The sequence below is a fragment of the Brevundimonas sp. genome (genome assembly GCF_965227765.1).
Taxonomy (GTDB): Bacteria; Pseudomonadota; Alphaproteobacteria; order Caulobacterales; family Caulobacteraceae; genus Brevundimonas.
Window position 1 is genome coordinate 3,001,937 of sequence record NZ_OZ245778.1, and the last position, 21,150, is coordinate 3,023,086.

The 21,150-nt window shown below is 67.8% G+C and carries 19 protein-coding genes; 4 read left to right on the top strand and 15 right to left on the bottom strand.

What is annotated here, in order from left to right; all coding sequences use genetic code 11:
• Positions 1–57 precede the first annotated feature (57 nt).
• Complete coding sequence (gene trxB / locus ACO05L_RS14420; protein WP_421729858.1) at positions 58–1,077, top strand: thioredoxin-disulfide reductase; 1,020 nt, start codon at positions 58–60, stop codon at positions 1,075–1,077.
• Positions 1,078–1,089: 12 nt separating this feature from the next.
• Here trxB and ACO05L_RS14425 read toward each other — a convergent pair whose 3' ends face one another.
• The 4 genes from ACO05L_RS14425 to ACO05L_RS14440 form a co-directional block, all read right to left on the bottom strand.
• Complete coding sequence (locus ACO05L_RS14425) at positions 1,090–1,500, bottom strand: response regulator (protein ID WP_421729859.1); 411 nt, start codon at positions 1,498–1,500, stop codon at positions 1,090–1,092.
• 61 nt (positions 1,501–1,561) lie between these two features.
• Complete coding sequence (locus ACO05L_RS14430) at positions 1,562–3,526, bottom strand: PAS domain-containing protein (RefSeq protein ID WP_421729860.1); 1,965 nt, start codon at positions 3,524–3,526, stop codon at positions 1,562–1,564.
• A 77-nt stretch (positions 3,527–3,603) separates the two neighbouring features.
• The gene (locus ACO05L_RS14435) at positions 3,604–4,779 is read right to left on the bottom strand and encodes a cell wall hydrolase (protein ID WP_421729861.1); all 1,176 of its coding nucleotides are present in this window, start codon (positions 4,777–4,779) and stop codon (positions 3,604–3,606) included.
• 95 nt (positions 4,780–4,874) lie between these two features.
• Positions 4,875–5,354, bottom strand: coding sequence for a Dps family protein (locus ACO05L_RS14440; protein WP_421729862.1), 480 nt, complete (start codon positions 5,352–5,354; stop codon positions 4,875–4,877).
• 163 nt (positions 5,355–5,517) lie between these two features.
• Between ACO05L_RS14440 and ACO05L_RS14445 the strand changes: the two genes are divergently transcribed.
• The gene (locus tag ACO05L_RS14445) at positions 5,518–8,826 is read left to right on the top strand and encodes a PAS domain S-box protein (protein ID WP_421729863.1); all 3,309 of its coding nucleotides are present in this window, start codon (positions 5,518–5,520) and stop codon (positions 8,824–8,826) included.
• A gap of 6 nt (positions 8,827–8,832) precedes the next feature.
• Here the strand turns inward: ACO05L_RS14445 and ACO05L_RS14450 are convergent, their stop codons facing one another.
• Together ACO05L_RS14450 and ACO05L_RS14455 are read right to left on the bottom strand one after the other, a co-directional pair.
• Entirely contained in the window at positions 8,833–9,195 is a 363-nt protein-coding gene (locus ACO05L_RS14450; protein WP_421729864.1) for a DUF6481 family protein, read from the bottom strand.
• Between the two features lie 277 nt (positions 9,196–9,472).
• Positions 9,473–9,658, bottom strand: a complete 186-nt coding sequence (locus ACO05L_RS14455; protein ID WP_421729865.1) for a hypothetical protein — start codon at positions 9,656–9,658, stop codon at positions 9,473–9,475.
• A 537-nt stretch (positions 9,659–10,195) separates the two neighbouring features.
• Here ACO05L_RS14455 and ACO05L_RS14460 point away from each other — a divergent pair.
• Complete coding sequence (locus ACO05L_RS14460) at positions 10,196–11,314, top strand: cell wall hydrolase (protein WP_421729866.1); 1,119 nt, start codon at positions 10,196–10,198, stop codon at positions 11,312–11,314.
• Positions 11,315–11,324: 10 nt separating this feature from the next.
• Here ACO05L_RS14460 and ACO05L_RS14465 read toward each other — a convergent pair whose 3' ends face one another.
• The 5 genes from ACO05L_RS14465 to nadA form a co-directional block, all read right to left on the bottom strand.
• Positions 11,325–11,543, bottom strand: coding sequence for a hypothetical protein (locus ACO05L_RS14465; RefSeq protein ID WP_421729867.1), 219 nt, complete (start codon positions 11,541–11,543; stop codon positions 11,325–11,327).
• A 78-nt stretch (positions 11,544–11,621) separates the two neighbouring features.
• Positions 11,622–12,497: a carboxylating nicotinate-nucleotide diphosphorylase gene (gene nadC, locus ACO05L_RS14470; protein ID WP_421729868.1), complete on the bottom strand. Its 876-nt coding sequence runs from the start codon at positions 12,495–12,497 to the stop codon at positions 11,622–11,624.
• The gene (locus ACO05L_RS14475) at positions 12,494–13,999 is read right to left on the bottom strand and encodes an L-aspartate oxidase (RefSeq protein WP_421729869.1); all 1,506 of its coding nucleotides are present in this window, start codon (positions 13,997–13,999) and stop codon (positions 12,494–12,496) included. The genes nadC and ACO05L_RS14475 overlap by 4 nt, the downstream gene beginning before the upstream one ends.
• Positions 13,996–14,829 carry a metalloprotease gene (locus tag ACO05L_RS14480; RefSeq protein WP_421729870.1) on the bottom strand — a complete coding sequence of 278 codons (834 nt, stop codon included), beginning with the start codon at positions 14,827–14,829 and terminating at the stop codon, positions 13,996–13,998. Before ACO05L_RS14480 ends, ACO05L_RS14475 begins: the two co-directional genes overlap by 4 nt.
• A complete protein-coding gene (gene nadA, locus ACO05L_RS14485) occupies positions 14,829–15,920 on the bottom strand; it encodes a quinolinate synthase NadA (RefSeq protein ID WP_421729871.1) in 1,092 nt (363 codons plus the stop codon). The genes ACO05L_RS14480 and nadA overlap by 1 nt, the downstream gene beginning before the upstream one ends.
• A 292-nt stretch (positions 15,921–16,212) precedes the next feature.
• Between nadA and ilvA the strand changes: the two genes are divergently transcribed.
• Positions 16,213–17,727 (top strand): threonine ammonia-lyase, biosynthetic, encoded by a 1,515-nt coding sequence (gene ilvA, locus ACO05L_RS14490; RefSeq protein ID WP_421729872.1) that lies wholly within the window; start codon positions 16,213–16,215, stop codon positions 17,725–17,727.
• Here the strand turns inward: ilvA and ACO05L_RS14495 are convergent.
• The 4 genes from ACO05L_RS14495 to ACO05L_RS14510 all read right to left on the bottom strand — a co-directional run bounded on the left by ACO05L_RS14495 (position 17,724) and on the right by ACO05L_RS14510 (position 21,146).
• Positions 17,724–18,206 (bottom strand): GNAT family N-acetyltransferase, encoded by a 483-nt coding sequence (locus ACO05L_RS14495; RefSeq protein WP_421729873.1) that lies wholly within the window; start codon positions 18,204–18,206, stop codon positions 17,724–17,726. The two genes, ilvA and ACO05L_RS14495, sit on opposite strands and share 4 nt — an antisense overlap.
• Positions 18,193–19,425, bottom strand: coding sequence for a GAF domain-containing sensor histidine kinase (locus tag ACO05L_RS14500; protein ID WP_421729874.1), 1,233 nt, complete (start codon positions 19,423–19,425; stop codon positions 18,193–18,195). Before ACO05L_RS14500 ends, ACO05L_RS14495 begins: the two co-directional genes overlap by 14 nt.
• A 61-nt stretch (positions 19,426–19,486) precedes the next feature.
• The gene (locus tag ACO05L_RS14505; protein ID WP_421729875.1) at positions 19,487–20,026 is read right to left on the bottom strand and encodes a methylated-DNA--[protein]-cysteine S-methyltransferase; all 540 of its coding nucleotides are present in this window, start codon (positions 20,024–20,026) and stop codon (positions 19,487–19,489) included.
• Positions 20,007–21,146 (bottom strand): bifunctional transcriptional activator/DNA repair enzyme AdaA, encoded by a 1,140-nt coding sequence (locus tag ACO05L_RS14510; RefSeq protein ID WP_421729876.1) that lies wholly within the window; start codon positions 21,144–21,146, stop codon positions 20,007–20,009. The genes ACO05L_RS14505 and ACO05L_RS14510 overlap by 20 nt, the downstream gene beginning before the upstream one ends.
• Positions 21,147–21,150 lie beyond the last annotated feature (4 nt).

Below are 21,150 nucleotides of genomic sequence, written 5' to 3' on the forward strand. Positions count from 1 at the left end.
GAATATCGCCGCAACCTACCATCGCGCCGGACGGAATCAGCCCTTAAATAGGGGCTCATGACCCAGATCAGCTCCGCGCCCCGCTCCGTTCGCCTCGCCATCATCGGCTCCGGCCCCGCCGGCTGGACCGCCGCCATCTATGCGGCGCGCGCCCTGCTGAATCCCGTGATCATCGCCGGCATCCAGCCGGGCGGACAACTGACCATCACCACCGACGTGGAGAACTATCCGGGCTTCGCCGAGGTCATCCAGGGCCCCTGGTTGATGGAACAGATGCGCGCCCAGGCCGAACACGTCGGGACCGAGATCATCGAGGACATCGTGGTCTCAGCAGACCTGTCGCAGCGTCCCTTCCGGCTGAAGCTGGATTCGGGCGCAGAGATGCTGGCCGAGACGGTCATCATCTCGACCGGCGCCCAGGCCAAATGGCTGGGGCTGGACAGCGAGCAAAAGTATCAGGGCTTCGGCGTCTCGGCCTGCGCCACCTGCGACGGCTTCTTCTATCGCGGCAAGAACGTGATCGTGGTCGGCGGCGGCAACACCGCGGTCGAGGAAGCGCTGTTCCTGACCAACTTCGCCGCCAAGGTGACCGTGGTCCACCGCAAGGACGAGTTCCGCGCCGAGAAGATCCTGCAGGACCGGCTGTTCGCCAACCCCAAGGTCAAAGTCATCTGGGACCACGCGGTCGAAGAAATCCTGGGCCAGACGGACGGGATCGCGTCCAACGTGACCGGCGTGCGGCTGATCAACGTCAAGTCAGGCCAGACCCAGGAGGTCAGCGCCGACGGCGTCTTCATCGCCATCGGCCACGCCCCGTCATCCGAGCTGTTCCAGGGCCAGTTGGAGACCAAGACCGGCGGCTATCTGGTGGTCAAACCCGGCTCGACGGCGACCAATATCGAGGGCGTCTATGCCGCCGGAGACGTCACCGACGACATCTATCGCCAGGCCGTGACCGCCGCAGGCATGGGCTGTATGGCGGCGCTGGACGCCGTGCGCTTCCTGGCGGAAGAGGATCACGCCCGCGCCAACCAGCCGATCACTCATCACGAGGCGGAAAAGATCGGCGTCTGGTAGGCGCCGTCCAGATCAGTTGGCGAACAGCTGAAGCTCTGGCGGGGCATACTGGACGGGTTGCCCGTTGCGGCGTCCGAGCGCGTATTCGACCGACTTCTGGACCGCGCGCTCATCCGTCGGCTTGGACAGAACGCCGATGGCGCCGGCCACGCCGTTGCGGACCATGCCCGGATTGGCGGTCATGTAGAGGACGGTCACGCCCTTTTCCTGAGCCAGGTCACGTCCCAGCTCGACGCCGGTCGGCCCATCCGACAGATGGATGTCGACCAGGGCCAGATCGACCTCCATCTCCCTGACCAAGTTACGCGCCGTGCGCGCGTCTGCAGCGGTCGCGACCACGTCATATCCGAGGTCTTCCAGAACGAAGCGGAGCTCCATGGCCACCAGGGCCTCGTCCTCGATGATCAGAATACGCGCAGTCATGATCCCGGCTTGTTTGATCGATACCCGCGGATAACGCGGACTACCCTTGATGGTTTCACGCCTAGTGTCGGTTAGCGGACTTTTCTGCAGCCCGACGTCGTGACAGCGCGGTGGCGGGAAGATCCGCCACGACCTTCAAACCTTCGGGTCGCCAGATTCGTTCCAGCCGTCCGCCCAGCTGGCCCTGAACCGAAAGCGTGGCCAGAGAGGTGCCGAAGCCCTCGCGCGTCGGCTCCCCCGTCACAGCCGGACCGCCCGTCTCCGTCCAGATCAGGACGAAGCGATCGTCACGCATCTCGGTCCTCAGGATGACGCGACCGCCAACGACGGACAGGGCGCCGTATTTGGCGGCGTTGGTCGCCAGTTCGTGGAACAGCAGCGCGACGGACGTGGCCGCCTGATCGTCGAACACCGCGTCGTCGCCCTCGATAACCACCCGCGTCGCGCCGTCATCGTCGGCGTAGGGCTTGAACAGGGCCTCAAGAAAGGCGTGCAGCGTCATGTCGCCCACTGTCGGGCGCGAGACCTCGCTGTGCGGGCGAACGAACTCATGCGCCCGCGCCAGGGCGCCGATGCGGTTGCGCACGGCAGAGGCGAAGGCCTTGGCCTCGGGATGCTGACGGGCCGACAAGGCGATCAGGGCCGAGACCACGGCGAAGATATTCTTGATCCGGTGGCTCAGTTCCTGGCTGAGCAGTTCCTTGTTCTGCTCGACCCGCTTCAGATCGTCGATGTCGGTGCAGGTGCCGAACCAGCGAACGATCTCGCTGGCCTCGTTTCGGATCGGCACGGCGCGCCCCAGGGTCCAGCGATAGACCCCGTCATGGCGCCTGAGCCGATATTCGATCTCGTACAGGTCGCCCGTCGCCAGCGAATGACGCCAGGCCTCCCAGGCCCTCGGCTGATCCTCGGGGTGGAAGATGGCGGCCCACCCCTCTCCGTCCGTCGAGCCCTCGGCCACGCCCGTAAACTCGTACCAGCGGGCGTTATAATAGTCGTGCAGGCCGTCGGGCTGAGTGGACCAGACCATCTGCGGCATGGAATCGGCGATGGCGCGGAACTTGGCCTCGCTCTCGGACAGGGCGGCGGCGACCTGGGCCAGGCTGGCGTCGAGAGCCTTGCGCTCGGAGATATCGACCGAGATGCCTGGAAAATGCTCGGGAGAGCCATCGGCGGCGAAATAGATCTGGCCTCGGGCCACGACCCACCGCGTCGCGGCGCCGGGCGCCTGAAGCCGGTATTCGCTGACGAAGACCCCGTCGCCCTCCATCGCCTGCTGGATCTCGGCGGCGACACGGTCGACATCCTCTGGATGCATGTGGGCCATGAAGGTGGTCAGCGGCGCGCCCTGCTCGACCGTCTGAAGGTCGACCCCGTACATCCGCGCGAAGCGTTCGTCGGCAACGACCCGGTCGTTGACAATATCCCAGTCCCAGGCGCCGACATATTCCGAAGCCAGCACCGCCCGACGCGCCGTCTCTTCGCTTTCCTTGCGCTGGGCCAGGGCCTTGCGCAGTTCCATCTGGCTGATGACCTGGCGGGCCAGAACGCTGAGCGCCTGGGCCTGGAGATCCGTCAGCCCCTCGGGCCGGGGCCGATAGTCGATGATGCACAAGGACCCCACCGGCAGGCCGTCGGCGCTGACCAGAGGCGCGCCGGCGTAGAACCGGATGCCCAGGGCCCCGGTGACCAGAGCATTGTTGGCGAACCGAGGATCCTGGGTCGCGTCGCGCACCACCATGACCTCATGCTCGCGCATGGCGTAGTCGCAGAAGGACACGTCCCGGCCGGTCTCGCAGGCGTCCAGCCCGATGCGAGCCTTGAACCACTGGGTGTCGCTGTCGACCAGACTGATCAGCGCGGTCGGCGCATCGCAAATTCGCGCGGCCAAGGCGACGATATCGTCGAAATCGTTCTCGGGCGCGGTGTGTAGCACCCCATAGGCGCGCAGGGCCGCGATCCGGTCCCGCTCGCTCCAGCCATTGGGCCATTGGTCATTGATAGTGGACAGAGACAGAGGACACACGCCGTTTCACAGGCGACTGGCGCCATCTTGCTGAGTAAATGCGCGGGAAGCGGCGCCGTTGCAATCTTAGCCGGATGTCAGGCAGCGGGCTTGCCGACCTCCTCGACATCCATGGTGGTGACGCCGGCCGGGGCAGGCGCAGGCGTGACGGCGGGCGCTTCGAAGGCACGCAGCCGGGCGTTGATGGCGGCGATCTCATCACTGGTGGCGACGCGACGCCCGCCCAGGCTGGCGACTCCGACGACGCGGGTCTGGCCGTTGATCTCGACGGTCTTCAGGCCGGGCGCGGTCGCCGCAGACCCGTCGGCCGCCACCGCGGGATCGCCGCTGGCCACGATCAGCCGGGGCCGCGCGAACCGGGCCTCGTCGATCACCGGCTCATGGGTGGCGTAGCGCTGATTGAAGGCGGCTGTTTCGCCATAGACGCCCTTCCAGCGATAGAAGATATGCGCGCCGATCTGAGTGATCTTGGCCAGGGTCGGCGACCACCAGGGATGCACATAGTCGGCGTGGTAATGGGTCGCCGTTCCGACCTTTGCCGCCACATGACCAGCCAGGGCTCGCTCGGCCACGCTGGCGGCGCGACGCCAGGCCCAATCGACCGGCGCCTGAGACAAGGCCCCATCGCAGGTGAAGCTGAACTGGCAGCCGGTGTTCCGCTCGGCGCCCTCGAACACCACGCCGCAGATGGAGTTCGGATAGTTGGGATCGCGGACGCGGTTCAGGATCACCTGGGCCACGCCCTCCTGGCCCTCGGTGCTTTCCAGCGCCGCTTCGTAATAGACACCCTGCGTCAGACAGCGGACGGCGCGGCGGCGGTCGGCCTCCGTCGCCGCCTTGAACACGAACGGCAGGGCGGGCCGCAGCGCGCCGTTGGCCGCCGGCATGGCGGCGTTCATCCGCTGGGCGTCCAGGCCGTTGGCGCCGAGGTCCAGCGACGGCTTCCCGGCCAGGGTCAAACTCTCCCAACCGGGCGTCAGGCCATAGAGTTCGGCCTCGCGAGCGTTCGGATCATGGCGAATGGCGATGGCCAACTGCGAGGGATCAAGCCGGGCGCGCATGGCGGCCAGACCGACATCGGTCAGATCGCCACGGGTCGCACGCGCGACGGCCTCGGCCGTCAGATCCACAGCCGGACGCGGGGTCGAACTGGCGGCCATGGCGACGCCCAGCGCAGCCAGCATGGCGGGCGCTGCGGCCGCAATCCTGCGGCCCTGTCGTTTCACCCTGATCCAGTCGATCGCGATCATCATGTTTCCGTCGGAGGCGCCGAGAAACGCCGGAAGGCAGGGCGTCTAACCCCCCATCGCGGCGCTTTTCGGACCACGGATTACCGTTCGGTGAGACTCTAGCGCGAGCCCAGCGTAGATCGCAGCATCCAGGTCGTCTTCTCATGTGCAGCCAGGCGCTGGGTCATCAGATCGACCGACACGTCGTCGCCGGCTTCCTCCGCCGTCTTAAGCGCCGTCCGCATGGTGGCGATGACCGTTGCGTGGTCCTTGATCAGTTCCGCCAGCATGGCGCTGGAATCCTGCTCGGGATCGCCGTCGCCGATGGAGGTCAGGTTGGCGAAGGTGGCGTAACCCTGGGGCGCGAACTCGCCCAGGGCGCGGATGCGCTCGGCGATGGTGTCCAGCGCCTCCCAGATTTCGCGGTACTGCTGTTCCAGCAGCGAATGGATCGAGAAGAACTCTGCGCCCCGCACGTTCCAGTGATAGCCGTGGGTCTTCAGATAGACGGCATAGCTGTCGGCCAAGACCTTGGTCAGCTGTCCGACAACATCCGTGCGTTCGGCTTTCGAAAGGCCGGTATCGATCTTGGCGGTCATACTGTCTCCAGAATAAGAATATCGTTGGGCGTTGCGTTCAGTTGGGCATTGAGCCGAAGCCTGCCAAGGCCCGCTTCCCCTCAATCAGAGGGAACGCACACTAGAGGTAGGCGTTGCCGACAAGCGTAGCAATGCGCGGCGGCCAGGCTGAAACGGGGAACGAATGGGCGCTGTCGCGTTCTTCAGAAAGGTGGCGGACACCGATGCCGGGCTTCTGCGGCTGGCCCGCACCCCGCCGATGCCGCTGTGGCGCAATCTGCTGGTCGGATTCGCCTGGGCCGCCGCCGTGCTCAGCGTGCGCGCCGCCGCCTCGACCTTCTATGGCGACATCACGGGCTTCATGATCCTGTTGCCCGGCGTGATCCTCGCGGCGTTGTCGGCCGGGCGCGCGGCGGGCCTTGCCAGCCTGGTCACCTGCCTGATCGGCGGATGGATGGTCGTCCACCTGACCGGATCGGGCGTGAGCCTGTTCACCGACCTCAACCGCGTCGGCTCCTTCAACTTCTTGGTCGTCGGGACGTTCGTGGTGATCATCGCCGCGTCGTTGAGAAAGACCCTGGGCCGGCTGGACGCGGCGCAGCGCGACGCCCGTACGGCCGCCGCCGCCCTGCGACGCAGCGACACCCAGTTGGAGGCCATGATCGACCAGGCTTCGGCCGGCATCGCCCGGGTCAGCCTGGACGGCCAGGTCGTCAGCGCCAACCAGAGGTTTGCAGACATCCTCGGCTACACGACCGAGACCGCCATCGGCATCAACACCCGCGCCGCCAGCCACCCCGAGGATGTCGAGCCGACGCTGAAACTCTTGCAGCAGGTCATCGCCGGCGGCCCCGCCGGACAGATCGAGAAACGCTACATGCGTCCCGATGGCCGCGTGGTCTGGGGCCTGACCAGTCTGGGCGCCCTTACCGACGAGAACGGCGATCCGGCCGGCTATATCGCTGTCGTGGTCGATATTACCGATACAAAGACCGCCGAAGCCGCCCTGCGCGAAAGCGAGGAACGGTTCCGGCTGATGGCGGATACGGCGCCCTCGCCCGTCTGGCTGACCAACGAGGAAGGCGAGGTCCAGTTCGTCAACGCGGCCCTGGTCGAATTCTACGGCCGCCCCGCCGACGACATTCTCGGCCACGTCTGGAAGATGGCCATACATCCCGACGACCAGGCCGGGGTCGCCGCCGTCCAGGCCCAGCATCGTCCCAAGCACGAACCCTATGCGTTCGAATGCCGCTTCGCCCGCCACGACGGAGCCTGGCGCTGGATGAATGTCTCGGTCAATCCGCGCTTCGATGGGGAACGACAGTTCCGTGGCTATGTCGGACTGTCCTTCGACGTGACCGAGAGCCACGAGGCGCTGGACGCCCTGGCCCGGCAGGATCGGCGTCAGCGCTTCCTGCTGCAGATGGCCGACGGGCTTCGCGATCTCAGCGACCCGCGCGCGGTGATGGATCACGTCAACCGGCTGGTGGGCGAGGACCTCGGCGTGGTCCGTGCGGGCTTTGGCGAACTGGATCGCGATGCGGGCTTCTACCGCCTCTATCGCGACTGGACCGACGGCGTGCCGTCCAGCGAAGGCGACTGGCCGATCGAGACCTTTGGCGGCGAGGTGGACGCCGAACTGGCTCGCGGGATGCCTGTCATCGTCGAGGATGTCGCCGCCGATCCACGCACGGCTGCAGCGAAACAGGCCTATCTGGGCATTTCGGTACGGTCCTTCGTGTCCATCCCGCTGATGCGCGGCGGGCGTCTTCGCGCCTTCATGAACGTCCACAGCGCCACGCCGCGCGTCTGGACCGCCGAGGAAATCGGCCTGCTGGACGAGACGGCCGAGCGGGCCTGGAGCGAGGTCGAGCGGACCCGCGCCCAGGCCGAGGTGGCCGAAAGCGAGGCCCGGTTCCGCGCCATCGCCGACACCGCGCCGGTGCTGATCTGGGTCACCCAGCAGAATCGCCAGCGCGCCTTCGTCAATCAGGCCTACGTCGCCTTCATGGGCGGGGACTACGAGAGCGTCCGTACGGCTGACTGGCGCACATTCATCCACCCGGACGACCAGGAGCAAATGGCGCGATCGTCCCAGGCCGGCGAAGCCACGGGCGAGCCCTTTTCGCTGGAGGCCCGCTATAAGAACAGCGCCGGGGAATACCGCTGGCTGAAATCCTTCTCGCGCCCGCGCCTGGCCTCGGACGGCGAGGTGGCGGGCTTTGTCGGGGTCGCGTTCGACGTGACCGACGCCAAGCGCGCCGAGACCGACCTGAAACGCATCAACGAACTGCTCGAAGACCGTGTCGGAGAGGCCCTGGCGGAAAAGGCCAAGGCCGAAGCGGACCTGATGCACGCCCAGCGCATGGAGGCCGTGGGTCGGCTGACGGGCGGGGTGGCCCACGACTTCAACAACCTGCTCACCGTGGTCATCGGCGCCCTGGACATGATCCTGCGCTCGCCCGACGACGCCGCCCGGCGCAAGAAACTGGGCGAGGCGGCTCTGGCAGCGGCACGGCGTGGAGAAGGTCTGACCCACCAGCTGCTGGCCTTTTCGCGGCGCCAGGCCCTGAGGCCCGAACTCGTCGACCTGAACACCCTGATCCGCGAGAGCGAGCCCCTTCTGCGCCGGGCCGTGGACGAAACAGTGTCGTTCAAGATCAAGCTGAAGCGCGGCGGCGTGCGGGTCAGCGTCGATCCGTCTCAGTTCGAGGCCGCCCTGCTTAACCTGATCGTCAACGCCCGCGATGCGATCGCGGAAGGAGGATCGGCCAAGGCCGGCAGCATCCTGATCGAAACCCAGGCCTGCGAGGTCGAGGCGGGCGAGGTCGCCGAACTGGCCGCCGGGACCTATGTCTGTGTTTCGGTCACTGACAACGGCGCGGGCATGGATGCAGCGACCATGGCTCGGGTGTTCGAACCCTTCTTCACCACCAAGTCGGTCGGCAAGGGCACAGGCCTGGGCCTGAGCCAGGTTTATGGTTTCGCTCGCCAGAGCGGCGGCGGCGTGCGTATCCGCTCTGGCGTCGGCGAAGGCGCCGAGATCAGGCTGTATCTGCCGCCCCTGGCCAGAGACGCGGCTGTTGAGCCAAAACCCGACGCCGCGCTGGATGATATCCTGCCGTCCGGCCGCCGCCTGCTGCTGGTCGAGGACGACACGGGCGTGGCGGCGGTGGCCATGGAACTGCTGGAAGAGATGGGACTGGACGTGGTGGCGGCCGAAACCGGCCCCGAGGCGCTGAGGGTTCTCGGCTCCGGACGGTTCGACGTGATGTTGTCGGACGTGGTCATGCCAGGCGGCATGACGGGCATCGAGCTGGCGCGGCAATGCGCCGTCGACTACCCGGATCTGAGGATACTGCTGACATCGGGCTATGCAGGCGACGACGTGGACGAGGCGCTCAGTGACGCGCCCTGGTCGATCCTCAGAAAGCCCTACTCCGCCGAACAGCTGCGCCGCGCTCTGGGCGAGGTGCTGCCGCTCGACGAATAGGCGTTTCTAGCGCTGGCGGCTCTTGCGGGCCGCGTAGCGGGCGTCGCGAGCGGCCTTCTGCTCTTCCTTGGTGAGTTGCTTGCGCTCCTTGCGGGCGGCGCGCTTCTCGGCCTCGGCGGCTTCCTCCAGCTCGCGCTGGACGGCCATGCGGGCGGCTTCGCTGTCGGCCTTCTCGCGACGAGCCTCGGCCTTGGCCAGTTCGTGCTGTTGACGAATGGCCTCTTTTTCGGCGGCGCGCTTTTCAGCAAGACGCTCGAATTCGGGATCGGGGGCGGCGGCCTTGGGCTTGAACTTGGCCAGCAGCGCCTTCTTGGCGTCCTGCTGGGCCGTGATACGGTCGTTGAAGCCGGTCTGTTTCAGGTCTCTCATGCGTAGGGTCGGTCGTCCTTGATCGGGTGCGAAACGCGACGACGCCGACGGCGGGTCGCGAGAGGGAGTATCAGGCGTCGATCTCCGGGCCGGTGGCAAAGCCCAATCCGGCCCGGAAATCAAGGTTCACGGCGCAAAAGCGGGCGCAAAGCCATCGCTTTCGGCGTCAGGCGCACAGCGGCGCCACACTCCCGGGTGCGATGAGGCCGCAACATAAGCATGGAGTTGTCGATTCCAAGGCGGCGGCCAACCCTGGATCCCATGCCCGGTCCAGAAGTCAGCGAGGACGATCGGCCTGGCCGACCACGGCGCCTGCAGCGCCGCCAACGGCGGCTCCCACCGGCCCGGCGACAACGGCCCCGGCGATGGCTCCGGTTGCGGCTCTCTGTTCGACGGAGTGACCGCAGGCGGCGAGCGCCAGGGCGGAAGCGATCAGGCAGACAGCGGCGACAGAACGGGTCATGGCGGGTTCCTCAAGCGATTGGGGTGCAATTGATTAATGGCGAAGCTTGAACGTGGCCTGCCCTGCCGGGTTCCACCCTACGGGCGGTCAAGTGTCTGATCTTCTCGAATGCCCATCGAAGACAATAGAAATATCTCCGTTGAATGCAGCCTAACCATGCGATGACCATCGTTGAGTTGATATCGGTCGGTTAACGACAGTAAAAATGCGACTGACTGCCGTCTATAATCTACATAGACACATATGATAAGCTGCCCTTGTTTTCCGCCCACCGGAAATTGGTGCACTGCACTCGAATCTTGCGAATCAAACACATTGAGGCCATAAACGGGTGGCTTAAGGCCCGACTTCGCCGGCCGGCCGTTCGCCGACCGACGATTTTCCCGCGAGCCGAACGATGATCGATGATCGTCGTCAGCCGCGTGATCTACCCCGGGGGCTGCGTTTCTCGCCCTGCCGAACAGGACGACGCCTTTGTTCCATTCCTCGCAACCCCGCGCGACAGCGCCCGCAGATCGTGTGGCCCGGATTCGGCCCATGACGGCGGCGGCGATGTTTGGCGGAGTGCTGGGTCTGGCGATCGGCTGCGCCTATCTGGGAGGATCGGCCGCCAAGGCGACGACGGTCCGCGCCCAGGCTGAACGGTTGAAGGGCGCGACATCCGCCGGCTTCACCGAGGAAGCCCTGGCCGCCGCCGCCGGCGGCCTCGATGGCAGCGCCTTGAGCATCGCGCGCCGCCACGACCCCTATACCGTCGCTGGATCCGCCCAGCGCGACCGACAAGCCGAGCTTTTGACGGCCCGTCTGGAACAACTGCGCGGTGATCCGCGTGGCGGCATGGCCTCGGGCCTGCGCCACGCCAGCCTCAACACCGTCGTCGACGCCGCCCGGCCTTTCCGCCTGGCCAACGCCCTGGACGCCTCGCGCGACCTCGAATGCCTGACCCAGGCCGCCTATTACGAAGCGCGCGGCGAAGGCCGCGACGGCATGGCTGCCGTCGCCCAGGTCGTCCTGAACCGCGCCCGCCACTCCGCCTTCCCCAGCACCGTATGCGGCGTCGTCTTCCAAGGCGCCGGTCGCCGCGTCGGCTGCCAGTTCAGCTTCACCTGCGACGGCTCGATGCGCGCGCCCGTCAATCGCGCTGCCTGGGGCCGGGCCCGCGACGTGGCCTCGCGCGCCCTGGCCGGAGCCGTCTATGCCCGCGTCGGCAACGCCACCCATTTCCACACGACCAACGTCTCGCCCGGCTGGCGCAACTCGTTGATCCAGGTCGGTCAGGTCGGCCAGCACGTCTTCTATCGCTTCGGTGGTCGCGCCGGATCCGGCGGCGCCTTCAGCTATGCGGCGCGGCCGTCGACCGCCAGCGACACCCAGCCGCAACTGCTTCAGGCCAGTCTCGACCCGACCCTGCCCGTCCGTCAGGCCGGCCAGGCCGTGGCCTATACGCTCGTACTGGCTCAAGAAGGCATCGCCCATGCCGTCGACAACCACGCCGAGGCTCGCGAAGCTTCGCGCGAGACGGCTGTCGCTCCGCGTGAGACTGCCCGCCCGGCGTCCCCTGCGCCCGTTGCTGCCGCTCCCGCTCCTGCAGCGCCCGCCGCCGCCCCGGCCGTCGTCGCCTCCGCCGTGATCAAGACATCGACGCCCGCCACCTGATTCCGGCTTCTCAGCGCTCCTGCGTCTTCCACTGGGTAGTCATGTTCTGGCGGATATTGCCGAACCGACCCTGCTGACCCAGGTTCACATCGGCGTCGCCGGGCTGGTTGGACTGGGCTCCGGTCGCCAGATCGCGCCGGTCGTCCGACATCGCTGCGTCATCGACCGATTGGCCGCCGTGGTCGGCGAAGCTGCGCTGTTCCTTGGGGACTTTCAGTGACTTGGTCATGGGAAACTCCTTGGGCTCTTCGCAGGGATTAACCCTCCGCGCCCCGGCATGTTCCCCTATCAGCGGTCGCTGTCTTGGTCAGACGGCGTCCAGGCCGATGTCCAGCACCGAGACCGAATGCGTCAGGGCCCCAACCGAGATCACGTCGACGCCCGTCTCGGCTATGCCCCGGACCGTGCCCAGATTGACTCCGCCCGAGGCCTCCAGCACCACCCGTCCCGGCGCCCGCGCGGCGACGCGCGCCACAGCCTGGCGCAACATGTCGTTGGTGAAGTTGTCCAGCATGATGACGTCGGGCGCCACGCCCTGTTCGATCAGGGCCAGGGCCTGATCCAGCTGATCCAGGCCGTCGACTTCCAGCTCGACCTTCATCAGATGCCCGGCCATGGCCCGCGCCGCGCGCATGGCCGGCTCGACCCCGCCGCAGACGGCGACGTGGTTGTCCTTGATCAGGATGGCGTCATCCAGGCCGAAGCGGTGGTTGATCCCGCCCCCACAGACGACCGCATGTTTCTCCAGCGCCCTCAGGCCCGGCGTGGTCTTGCGCGTATCCGCGATCCGCGCCTTCGTCCCAGACACCGCCTGCACATAGTCGCGCGTCATGGTCGCCACGCCGCACAGCCGCCCCAGCAGGTTCAGCGCCGTCCGCTCGGCGGACAACAGGGCGCGCGCATCGCCCTCGACCTCGACCAGCACCGCGCCGGCCTGGAACGACTCGCCGTCGCGCCGACGCACGTCGATCTTCGCCTGCGGGTCCATGGCCAGCACTGCCAGCCGCACGCAGTCAACGCCTGCCAGCACGCCGGGCTTTCTGGCCGCAAACACCGCCTTCATGCGCGCGCCTTGCGGGATACAGGCCTGGGCCGTTACGTCGCCGGCCCGGCCCAGATCCTCGGCCAGGGCCATGCGGACGATGGGCTCGATGAGGAGTTCGGGAAGCTGTCGGATGGTCATTGCGCCGCCATGGCCAGGGCGCGGCGACGCAGCCGCGTATGCACGGCCTTGGACGCCGTTTCCGGATAGTCCGAGCGATAATGACCGCCCCGGCTCTCGTGACGGGCAAGGGCCGCCTCCGCGATCAGCCGTGCGGTGACCAGCGGCAGGGCGGACCCCTCCGACGCCTCGAGCCGGGCGATCAGGGCCAGCAGCCGCGTCAGGCCCGCTGCATCACGCACCACTCCGGCCTCGGCGCTCATGGCCCGGCGCAGGGTTAGCAGGTCCTCTGCAGACAGATGGCCGACGACCGGCGTCGTCCGTTTTGAATCGCCCGAGCCGCCGACATCGCCAGCCGCCGCCCTGCCCGTCCGCCGCCCAAAGGCTGCGGCTTCCAGCAGGGAGTTGGAGGCCAGGCGGTTGGCGCCATGCACGCCCGTCGCCGCGCATTCGCCGACGGCATACAGGCCCGCGACCGTGGTGCGCCCCTCGGGGTCCGCCGCGATCCCGCCCATGTGATAATGAGCCGCCGCCGCCACCGGGATGGGCTCCACGCGAGGGTCCAGTCCCGCCGCCATGCAGGAGGCGAAGACGGCGGGAAACTCCGTCTCGAAATGATGGATGGCGGTTCGGGCGTCGAGGAAGGCGCCGCGCCCGTCCGCTCGCGCCTGATGCACCGCCCGCGCCACCACGTCGCGCGGCGCCAGATCGGCGTCAGCGGCTGGCCCCAGCAGGAACTCGCCATGGCGGTCGATCAGCCGCGCCCCCTCGCCGCGCAGGGCTTCAGTCGCCAGCGGCATGGGGTCCAGGCCGACGTCGATGGCCGTGGGATGGAACTGCACGAACTCGGGATCGCGGATTTCCGCCCCTGCCAGATACGCCAGGGCCAGACCCTCGCCCAGCAGGGCCGCAGGCGTGGTGGTGGCGCCGAACAGGCCGCCCGCGCCGCCGGTGGCCAGCACCACCGCGCTCGCCTCGACCTCGACCGGGCCATCGGCGCGCTCGATGACGGCGCCGCGCACGCGACCCGTCTCGTCCTGCAACAGGCCGACCAGGCGCCCGTCTTCCCAGACGGTGATGTGGTCGGCGGCGCGCGCCGTGGCGATCAGGGCGGACAGGATGGCGCGGCCTGCGCCGTCGCCCCCGACCCGCGCCACCCGCGCCATGGAGTGGGCCGCCTCACGCGAGACGGAAAAGCCGCCGTCCGCCTCGCGATCAAAGGGCGCGCCCAGCGAGGCCAGCCACTCCACCGTCGCCCGACCGTCGTCGGTCAGGGCCTGGGCCGCATTGCGGTCGACCAGACCCGCGCCGGCGATTTCGGTGTCCTTCAGATGCAGGGCCGGAGCATCCGCAGGCGACAGGGCCGCCGCTACGCCGCCTTGCGCCCAGGCGCTGGATGCGGCCTGAAGCAGAGGGGCGGGACTGACGACCAGAACCGGCGCCGGGGCCGCTTCCAGCGCCGCCGACAGACCGGCCAGGCCGCCGCCGATCACCAGCGGGCCGTTGTGCTGGATCCGCTTCACCGGCCGAACCTCAGGAAGTTGGCGCCGTGAGCCATAGCCCCCTCCAGCGATCCCGCCAGCGGCAGCAGGGCCGCAAGAGCCACGCCTGCGCAGGCAAGAGCCGTGACCACGAACAGACCGACGCTCATGCTCGCCTCACGCGCCGTCAGGGTCCGCCCCTCGGGTCGCCAGGCGCCGCGCCGCAGATGGCCGATCAGGGCCAGGCTGAGGAAGGCGGCCAGGATATAGCTGCCGTTCGACACGCCCCAGGCCACGACCACGACGCCGACCGCGACCATGGCGGCCTTCTCCAGCATCGGGTGAACGCGGGCCAGGACGGGGCCGAGCGCCTTGGACCCGTCCAGTGGCGGCGCGGGGGCCAGGTTGATCAGGTTGATCATGGCGATGGCGAAGGCGCCGACCAGCCAGGCGCTGCCGCCGACGATGAAGAAGCCCGCAAAGAAGGGAATGGCGGCAAAGAGGCCGAACGCCGGCCCGGCCAGGGACACCTTGACCCCGTCCCACTCGCTCGACGGCAGGCGCTGGCTGCGCGCCATGCCGCCCAGGAAGGGCACGATATAGATCTTGGCCGGCCCCATGCCGTAGCGGTTCATCGCCAGCACATGGCCATACTCATGCACGAGCAGGCCCCACAGGGCGGCGACCGCCACCACCCAGCTGCCGCTGACGAACCAGATGAACCCGCCCAGCAACAGGGTCGAGATCAGCGCCCAGGCCGGATGCTGGCCCTTGTCGAGGGCTTGGGGCGGGCTTGGCGCTTCGGAAACCGCCGTCGGCGGGATCGAAACCGCGCCGTCTCGCGAACCCCACGGCCCGTTGGGCGCGCTCATCAGATCAGCTCCACCGCGACATGGTGCTTAGCCTTCACCAGGTCATAGCGGGCGGGCTTGGCCGGCGGTGGCAGGTCGATCATGCGCTGAACAGCCAGGGCCGCCTTCTCGATCATGTCCTCGGGCACCGTGACCTCGAACTGCATGTGCAGCAGGCAGTCGCGGATATTCTCCAGCGTGATCCGCTTCATATAGGGGCACATGTTGCACGGGCCGATGAAGTCCACGCTCGGCACGTCGCCCTGGATGTTGGCGGCCATCGAGCATTCGGTGATCAGCACCACCTGCTTGGGCTTTCTGGCCATGACATAGTCGGTCATCGCCGCCGTCGATCCGGCGAAGTCCGCCGCCGACAGCACGTCCTCGGGGCATTCGGGGTGGGCCAGGATTTCCGCGCCGGGATAGGCCTCGCGCATCTCGGCGATGTCGGCGCTGGTGAAGCGCTCATGCACGATGCAGCGGCCCTTCCAGGCGATGATGCCGATGTTGGTCTGGGCCGCCACGTTGCGCGCCAGGAACTCGTCGGGGATCAGGATGACCTTGTCGACGCCCCATTCCTTGGCCGCCCACTCCACCACCTGAACGGCGTTGGCGGATGTGCAGCAGATGTCGGTCTCGGCCTTCACGTCGGCCGTGGTGTTGACATAGGTGACCACCGGCAGGCCCGGATAGCGCTGCTTGATCAGGCGCACGTCGGCGCCCGTGATCGCCTCGGCCAGCGAGCAGCCGGCCTTGAGGTCGGGGATCAGCACGGTCTTGTCGGGAGACAGGATCTTGGAGGTCTCGGCCATGAAGTGGACGCCCGCCTGGACGATCACCTTGGCGCTGGACCGCGCGGCTTCCTTGGCCAGGCCCAGGCTGTCGCCGACATAGTCGCCCACGCCGTGGAAGATGTCGGGCGTCATGTAGTTGTGGGCTAGGATGACGGCGTCGCGTTCCTTTTTCAGCCGGTTGATCTCGACGATCAGCTCGGCTTGCGTCGGCCATTCGATGGGGGTGACGTGGTTCTTGACCTTGTCCCAGACGGCTTCGGTCTCACGCGCCGTCGAGGCCGACAGGTTGAACTGTTTTGCGTACTGGCCGTCGGCCATGTCCTAATCCTCCGGCGCCCTACGTCGCCTCACCACTTATGCTCAAAGTTAGCATAAGCAGGAACAATGTAGTCCCATGGGAGATGAACGCAAGAGAGACAGCGCGAATTCGGCGCCGCGCGGATCACAGGAATGCTTGCCGCGCGGATGATCCGTGCGTCTTCAGCAGGACTGATGGCCCAATGTGGGAAAAATCGTGCGCCAACCCCGCAGGATTGGCTAAAGGACAGGCTTCGACCTCATCTCCTCCTTCCCGCCTCAAGCAGCGCGACCGCGCGATTGGCCACCGACGATGCAAGACACCATCCGCCGCATCCTGACGGCGCGCGTCTATGACGTGGCCGAAGAGACCGCGCTGGATCCCCTGGCGCGGCTGTCGGCGCGCCTGAACCGACCGGTCCTGCTGAAGCGCGAGGACCTGCAGCCGGTCTTCTCGTTCAAGATCCGCGGCGCCTACAACAAGATCGCCAACCTGAGCGAAGCCGAACTGGCGCGCGGCGTCATCTGCGCCTCGGCCGGCAATCATGCCCAGGGCGTCGCCCTGGCGGCGGCGACCCGCAACGCCAAGGCCACCATCGTCATGCCGGTGACCACCCCGGCCATCAAGGTCGCCGCCGTCCGCGCGCGCGGTGGCGAGGTCGTCTTGTTCGGCGACGGCTTCGACGACGCCTATGCCCACGCCCGCGAGATCGAGGCCAGAACCGGCGCCACCTTCGTCCACCCCTTCGACGACCCCGACGTGATCGCGGGCCAGGGCACGGTCGGGCTGGAGATCCTGCGCCAGCACCCCGACCCCATCGACGCCGTCTTCGTGCCCATCGGCGGCGGCGGATTGGCGGCGGGGGTGGCGGCCATCGTCCGCTTCCTGCGGCCCGAGACGAAGATCATCGGCGTCGAGCCGGTGGACGCCCCGACGATGAAGGCCTCCATCGACGCAGGCCATGTCGTGACCCTGGATCAGGTCGGTCTGTTCGCCGACGGGGTCGCCGTGCGCCGCGCGGGCGACCACACCTTCCGCCTGTGCCAGGACCTGCTGGACGAGATCGTGCTGGTCGACACCGACGCCATCTGCGCGGCGGTAAAGGACATCTTCGACGACGTGCGCGCCGTCGCCGAGCCGGCGGGGGCCCTCGCCCTGGCGGGGATGAAAGTCTGGTCGGCGGCCCATCCGGGGTCCGGCGCCCTGGTGGCCATCAACTCGGGCGCCAACCTGAACTTCGACCGTCTGCGTCATGTCGCGGAACGGGCCGAGATCGGCGAGGGCGCAGAGGCGCTTCTGGCCGTCGCCCTGCCCGACGACCGCGACGCCTACACCCGCTTCCTGCGGTCGCTGGACGGCCGGTCGGTGACCGAGTTCAACTATCGCTGGAGCCCGCTGGGCACCGCCCATTTCTTCGTCGGCGTCGGCCTGAAAGAGGGCGCGGACGAGAAGGACGCCTTGATCGCCGCCCTGCGCGCCGACGGCTATTCGGTCGAGGACATGAGCGACAACGAGACGGCCAAGCTGCACGTCCGCCACATGGTCGGCGGCCGGGTCGCGGGCCTGGCCGACGAACGCATCCTGCGCTTCCAGTTTCCCGAACGACCGGGCGCCTTCCTGCGGTTCCTGAATGCGCTGCAACCGGCCTGGTCCCTGACCCTGTTCCACTATCGCAACCACGGCGACGACGTGGGCCGGGTGCTGGCGGGCGTCTCCGTCGCGCCGGAGCAGAGGGACGAACTGACCGCCGCGCTCGACGCCCTGGGCTATCCCTATGTGGACGAGACCGACAACCCGGCCAGCCGCCTGTTCCTCGACGGTATCTAGGCTTCCATATCCCGCGTCATGCAGAGGCTGAAGCCGTCCGCGACATAGGGGCCGAACGGCGGGCAGACCTCGAATCCATGTCGCCGGTACAAGGCGTGGGCCGGGTGGAAATAGGCCGGAATCCCAGTCTCCAGACTCAGCCGGCGATACCCCCGCGCCCGGGCCTCGGTGATGATGTGAGCCAGCATGTGCGTCGCCGCGCCTCGACCGCGCACGGCCTTCAGAGTGTGCATCGACTTGACCTCGCCGTGGGCGGGGTCGAGCTGTTTCAGCGCCCCCATGCCGACCACGGTCTCGCCGTCCCACATAGCCCAGAAGGTCATCGACGGGCCCTGAAGCCCGTTCAGGTCCAGGGCATGGACGCTGCAGGCCGGCGAGTTGGCCCGCGCCCCTTCAAGATGGGTTTCCAAAAGGGCGATGATGCGCGGGTCGCTCAGGTCGCCGATCCGGATTTCGAAAGCAGCCTCAGTTGTCGGCATGCCCCGTTTCCTCGATCGCGGCCCAGGCCGGCATGACGAACCGGAACCGCGTCCGCTCGGCGTTGGAATCCGCGTCCAGCGCCCCCGCATGCCCCTTGGCGATCTGGGAGGCGATGTAGAGGCCCAACCCCAGACCGGCCTGCGGCTGGTCCGTCACACGGCGCTTGAACGGCTGGAACAGTTGCGGGATCGCATGGTCGGGGATCGGGTCGCCAGCATTGATCACCGACAGTTCGAAGAACTCGCTCTGGCAGAGGGCATGAACCTCGACCACCCCGTCTGGCGCGCCGTGGGTCAGGGCGTTGGAGATCAGGTTCGACAGCAACTGGCCGACACGCTCGGGGTCGCAGGCGACCGGACGGCTGACGGCGATATCGGTGGTGATGATACGGTTCGGCCAGGCAGCGCGCAGTTCCTGAACCACCTGCTCGATCACCTCATGGACGCGGGCCTCGGCCAGGCGCGCCAGAGGCACCCCGCCGCCCAGCCGCCCACGGGCGAAGTCCAGCACGTCGGCGATCAGACGCTCCATACGGGTGGCGCTGGCCTCCATCTGTCCGACGACCACCGTCGCCCGATCGTTCAGAGGCGTGGCTTTGAGCAGGGTCAGCCCTGCCTGCACCGCCGCCAGCGGGTTGCGCAGGTCGTGGCCCAGAACGGCGATGAACTGGTCGCGCAGCACCGCCGCTTCATCGGCGTCGATCAGGGCCGCCTGCGACGCCGCAACCGTGTCGGCCGCATCCAAGTGGAAGGCGATCAGTTCGGCGAACAGCTTGAAGGTCGAGGTGATCTCGGGCGTATCGACGACGTGCGGGTTCGGATCGATGGCGCACAGGGTGCCGAACATCTCTCCGTTCGCGCGGATGATCGGATAGGAGATGTAGCTCCTCAACCCGTAGGTCGCCGGGGTGTGGTGGTCACGATACAGCGGGTCTTCGACCACGTCGTTGAAGACGATGGGGGTCCGGTGATTGCGGATCTCGTCGCACAAGGTGGTTTTCAGCGGCAGTTGCCCGCCGGGCAGCAGGCCAAAGCCGATCTCGTCACGAACCGCGCAGGCGGTCCAGCTGACCTCGTCCACACGGGCGACGGCGGCGAAACCCATGCCCGTGATGCGGCAAACCACGTCCAGGATGTTGGAAACGGCGTCGATGCCAGCGACAGCGGCGATGTCGCGTGCAATCGCAACCTGGTTCACACTGGCGCGCCCCGTCGTCATGCGATGTTTGTAACTGACGCGGCTGTATATTCATACCGCCACGGAGCCCCGGCCCAGGGCCTCAGGCGGCCGCGTCTGACACTGGCCCTGCGGCCTCGTGGCCCAGAAGCCAGCGCTTGCGATCCAGCCCGCCCGCATAGCCGGTCAGGGTCCCGTTGGCGCCGACCACCCGGTGGCAGGGCACGATGATGGCGATGGGGTTCTGGCCGTTGGCCAGGCCCGCCGCCCGCACCGCCTTGGGTCGCCCGATGGATGTCGCCAACTGACCATAGGTGCGGGTCTCGCCCGCAGGAATGGCGCGCAAGGCCGCCCAGATCTGGCGCTGGAAATCGGTCCCGCCGGTGGCGATGGCCAGCCCGTCCAGCGCCGTCGCATCCCCGCCGAAATAGGCCTCGACCGCCGTTCGTACGGCCTGGGGCGCGCGCCCCGCCTGCAAGGTCGCCGGGCCGTAATGCCGGGCCAGCAGGCGCATCATGCGCGGCTCATAGTCATGGAAATCCAGCGCCCGCACCGCGCCGTCCGCGTCCACCACCAGCAGCACCTCGCCCAGCGGCGTGGCGATGCGATCCAGGATCAATGTTTCAGGCCGCTTGCTGGTCATCCGCCAACTCCATCAGTTCATCCGCCCCGATCCCCGCCGTCCGCAGGTGTAAGGCTCCATAGGCGCGCCAGGGCCGCCAGTGTTCCGCCCGGCCGATCAGCCGCGCATCGAAATCATCCGGCAGCCGGTCGCTGGGCGCCGCGTCGCCATCGCCGATCCAGTCGCCCGGCAGCCTCAGTCCCGGCCGCGCCGCCACCAACGGCTTCAGCGCGACGTCTGCCGACAGATCGCGCGCGATGGCTTCGGGGTCCGCCGACAGGTCGAACACCCGCCGTACCCGCGCCAGGATGCCAGGCAGGGCCTTCAGGTCAGACGTCTCGACCCGCACGTCCAGCCGTCCCGCCTTACCCGCCCCGACGGTGACAAGCCCCTCGGCCGCGTCGCTCGTCATCTCCAGCCGACGCGACCAGAGACCGGCCTCGACCGCATCGCCCCGCGCCTGCAGCGCCGCCAGCATCGCTGGCCAATCATAGGGCGGGCGGTAGGCCAGGCTGAGCCGGACCGCCGCCTCGCCCGCCACCCTTTCGCTATGACGCCGCAGGGCCGACGGAGGTCGCCCGTACAGGTGCTGGAAGGTCTCGTTGAAGCGCCGCACGCTGCCGAAGCCGGACGCCAGCGCGACCTGGGCCATCGACAGGTCGGTCTCGTGGATCAGGGCCTTGGCCAGCAGCACCCGCCGGGTCTGGGCCACGCTGACGGGTGCGGCGCCCAGATGCTGGCGGAACAGGCGTCGCAACTGCCGCTCGCCGACGCCCAGCCGTCCGGCCAGGGTTTCCACATCCGCCGTGTCGAGAGCCCCCGCCTCGATCAGGCTCAGCGCACGGCTGACGGTGTTCGAGGTTCCGCGCCACGCCCCCATGTCAGGCGCCGTCTCGGGCCGGCAGCGCAGACAGGCACGAAACCCCGCCTCCTCCGCCGCCGCCGCTGACGGATAGAAGATCATGTTCTCGCGCCTGGGCGTCCGCGCCGGGCAGACGGGCCGGCAATAGATCCCGGTCGAGGTCACCCCGCCAAAGAACCGCCCGTCGAACCGCGCATCGCGCGTCAGCACGGCGCGATAGCAGGCCTCCTGATCCAGCGATTGTGCGGTCGTTTCCATGACGCCAACATGGGGGCGCACGGCC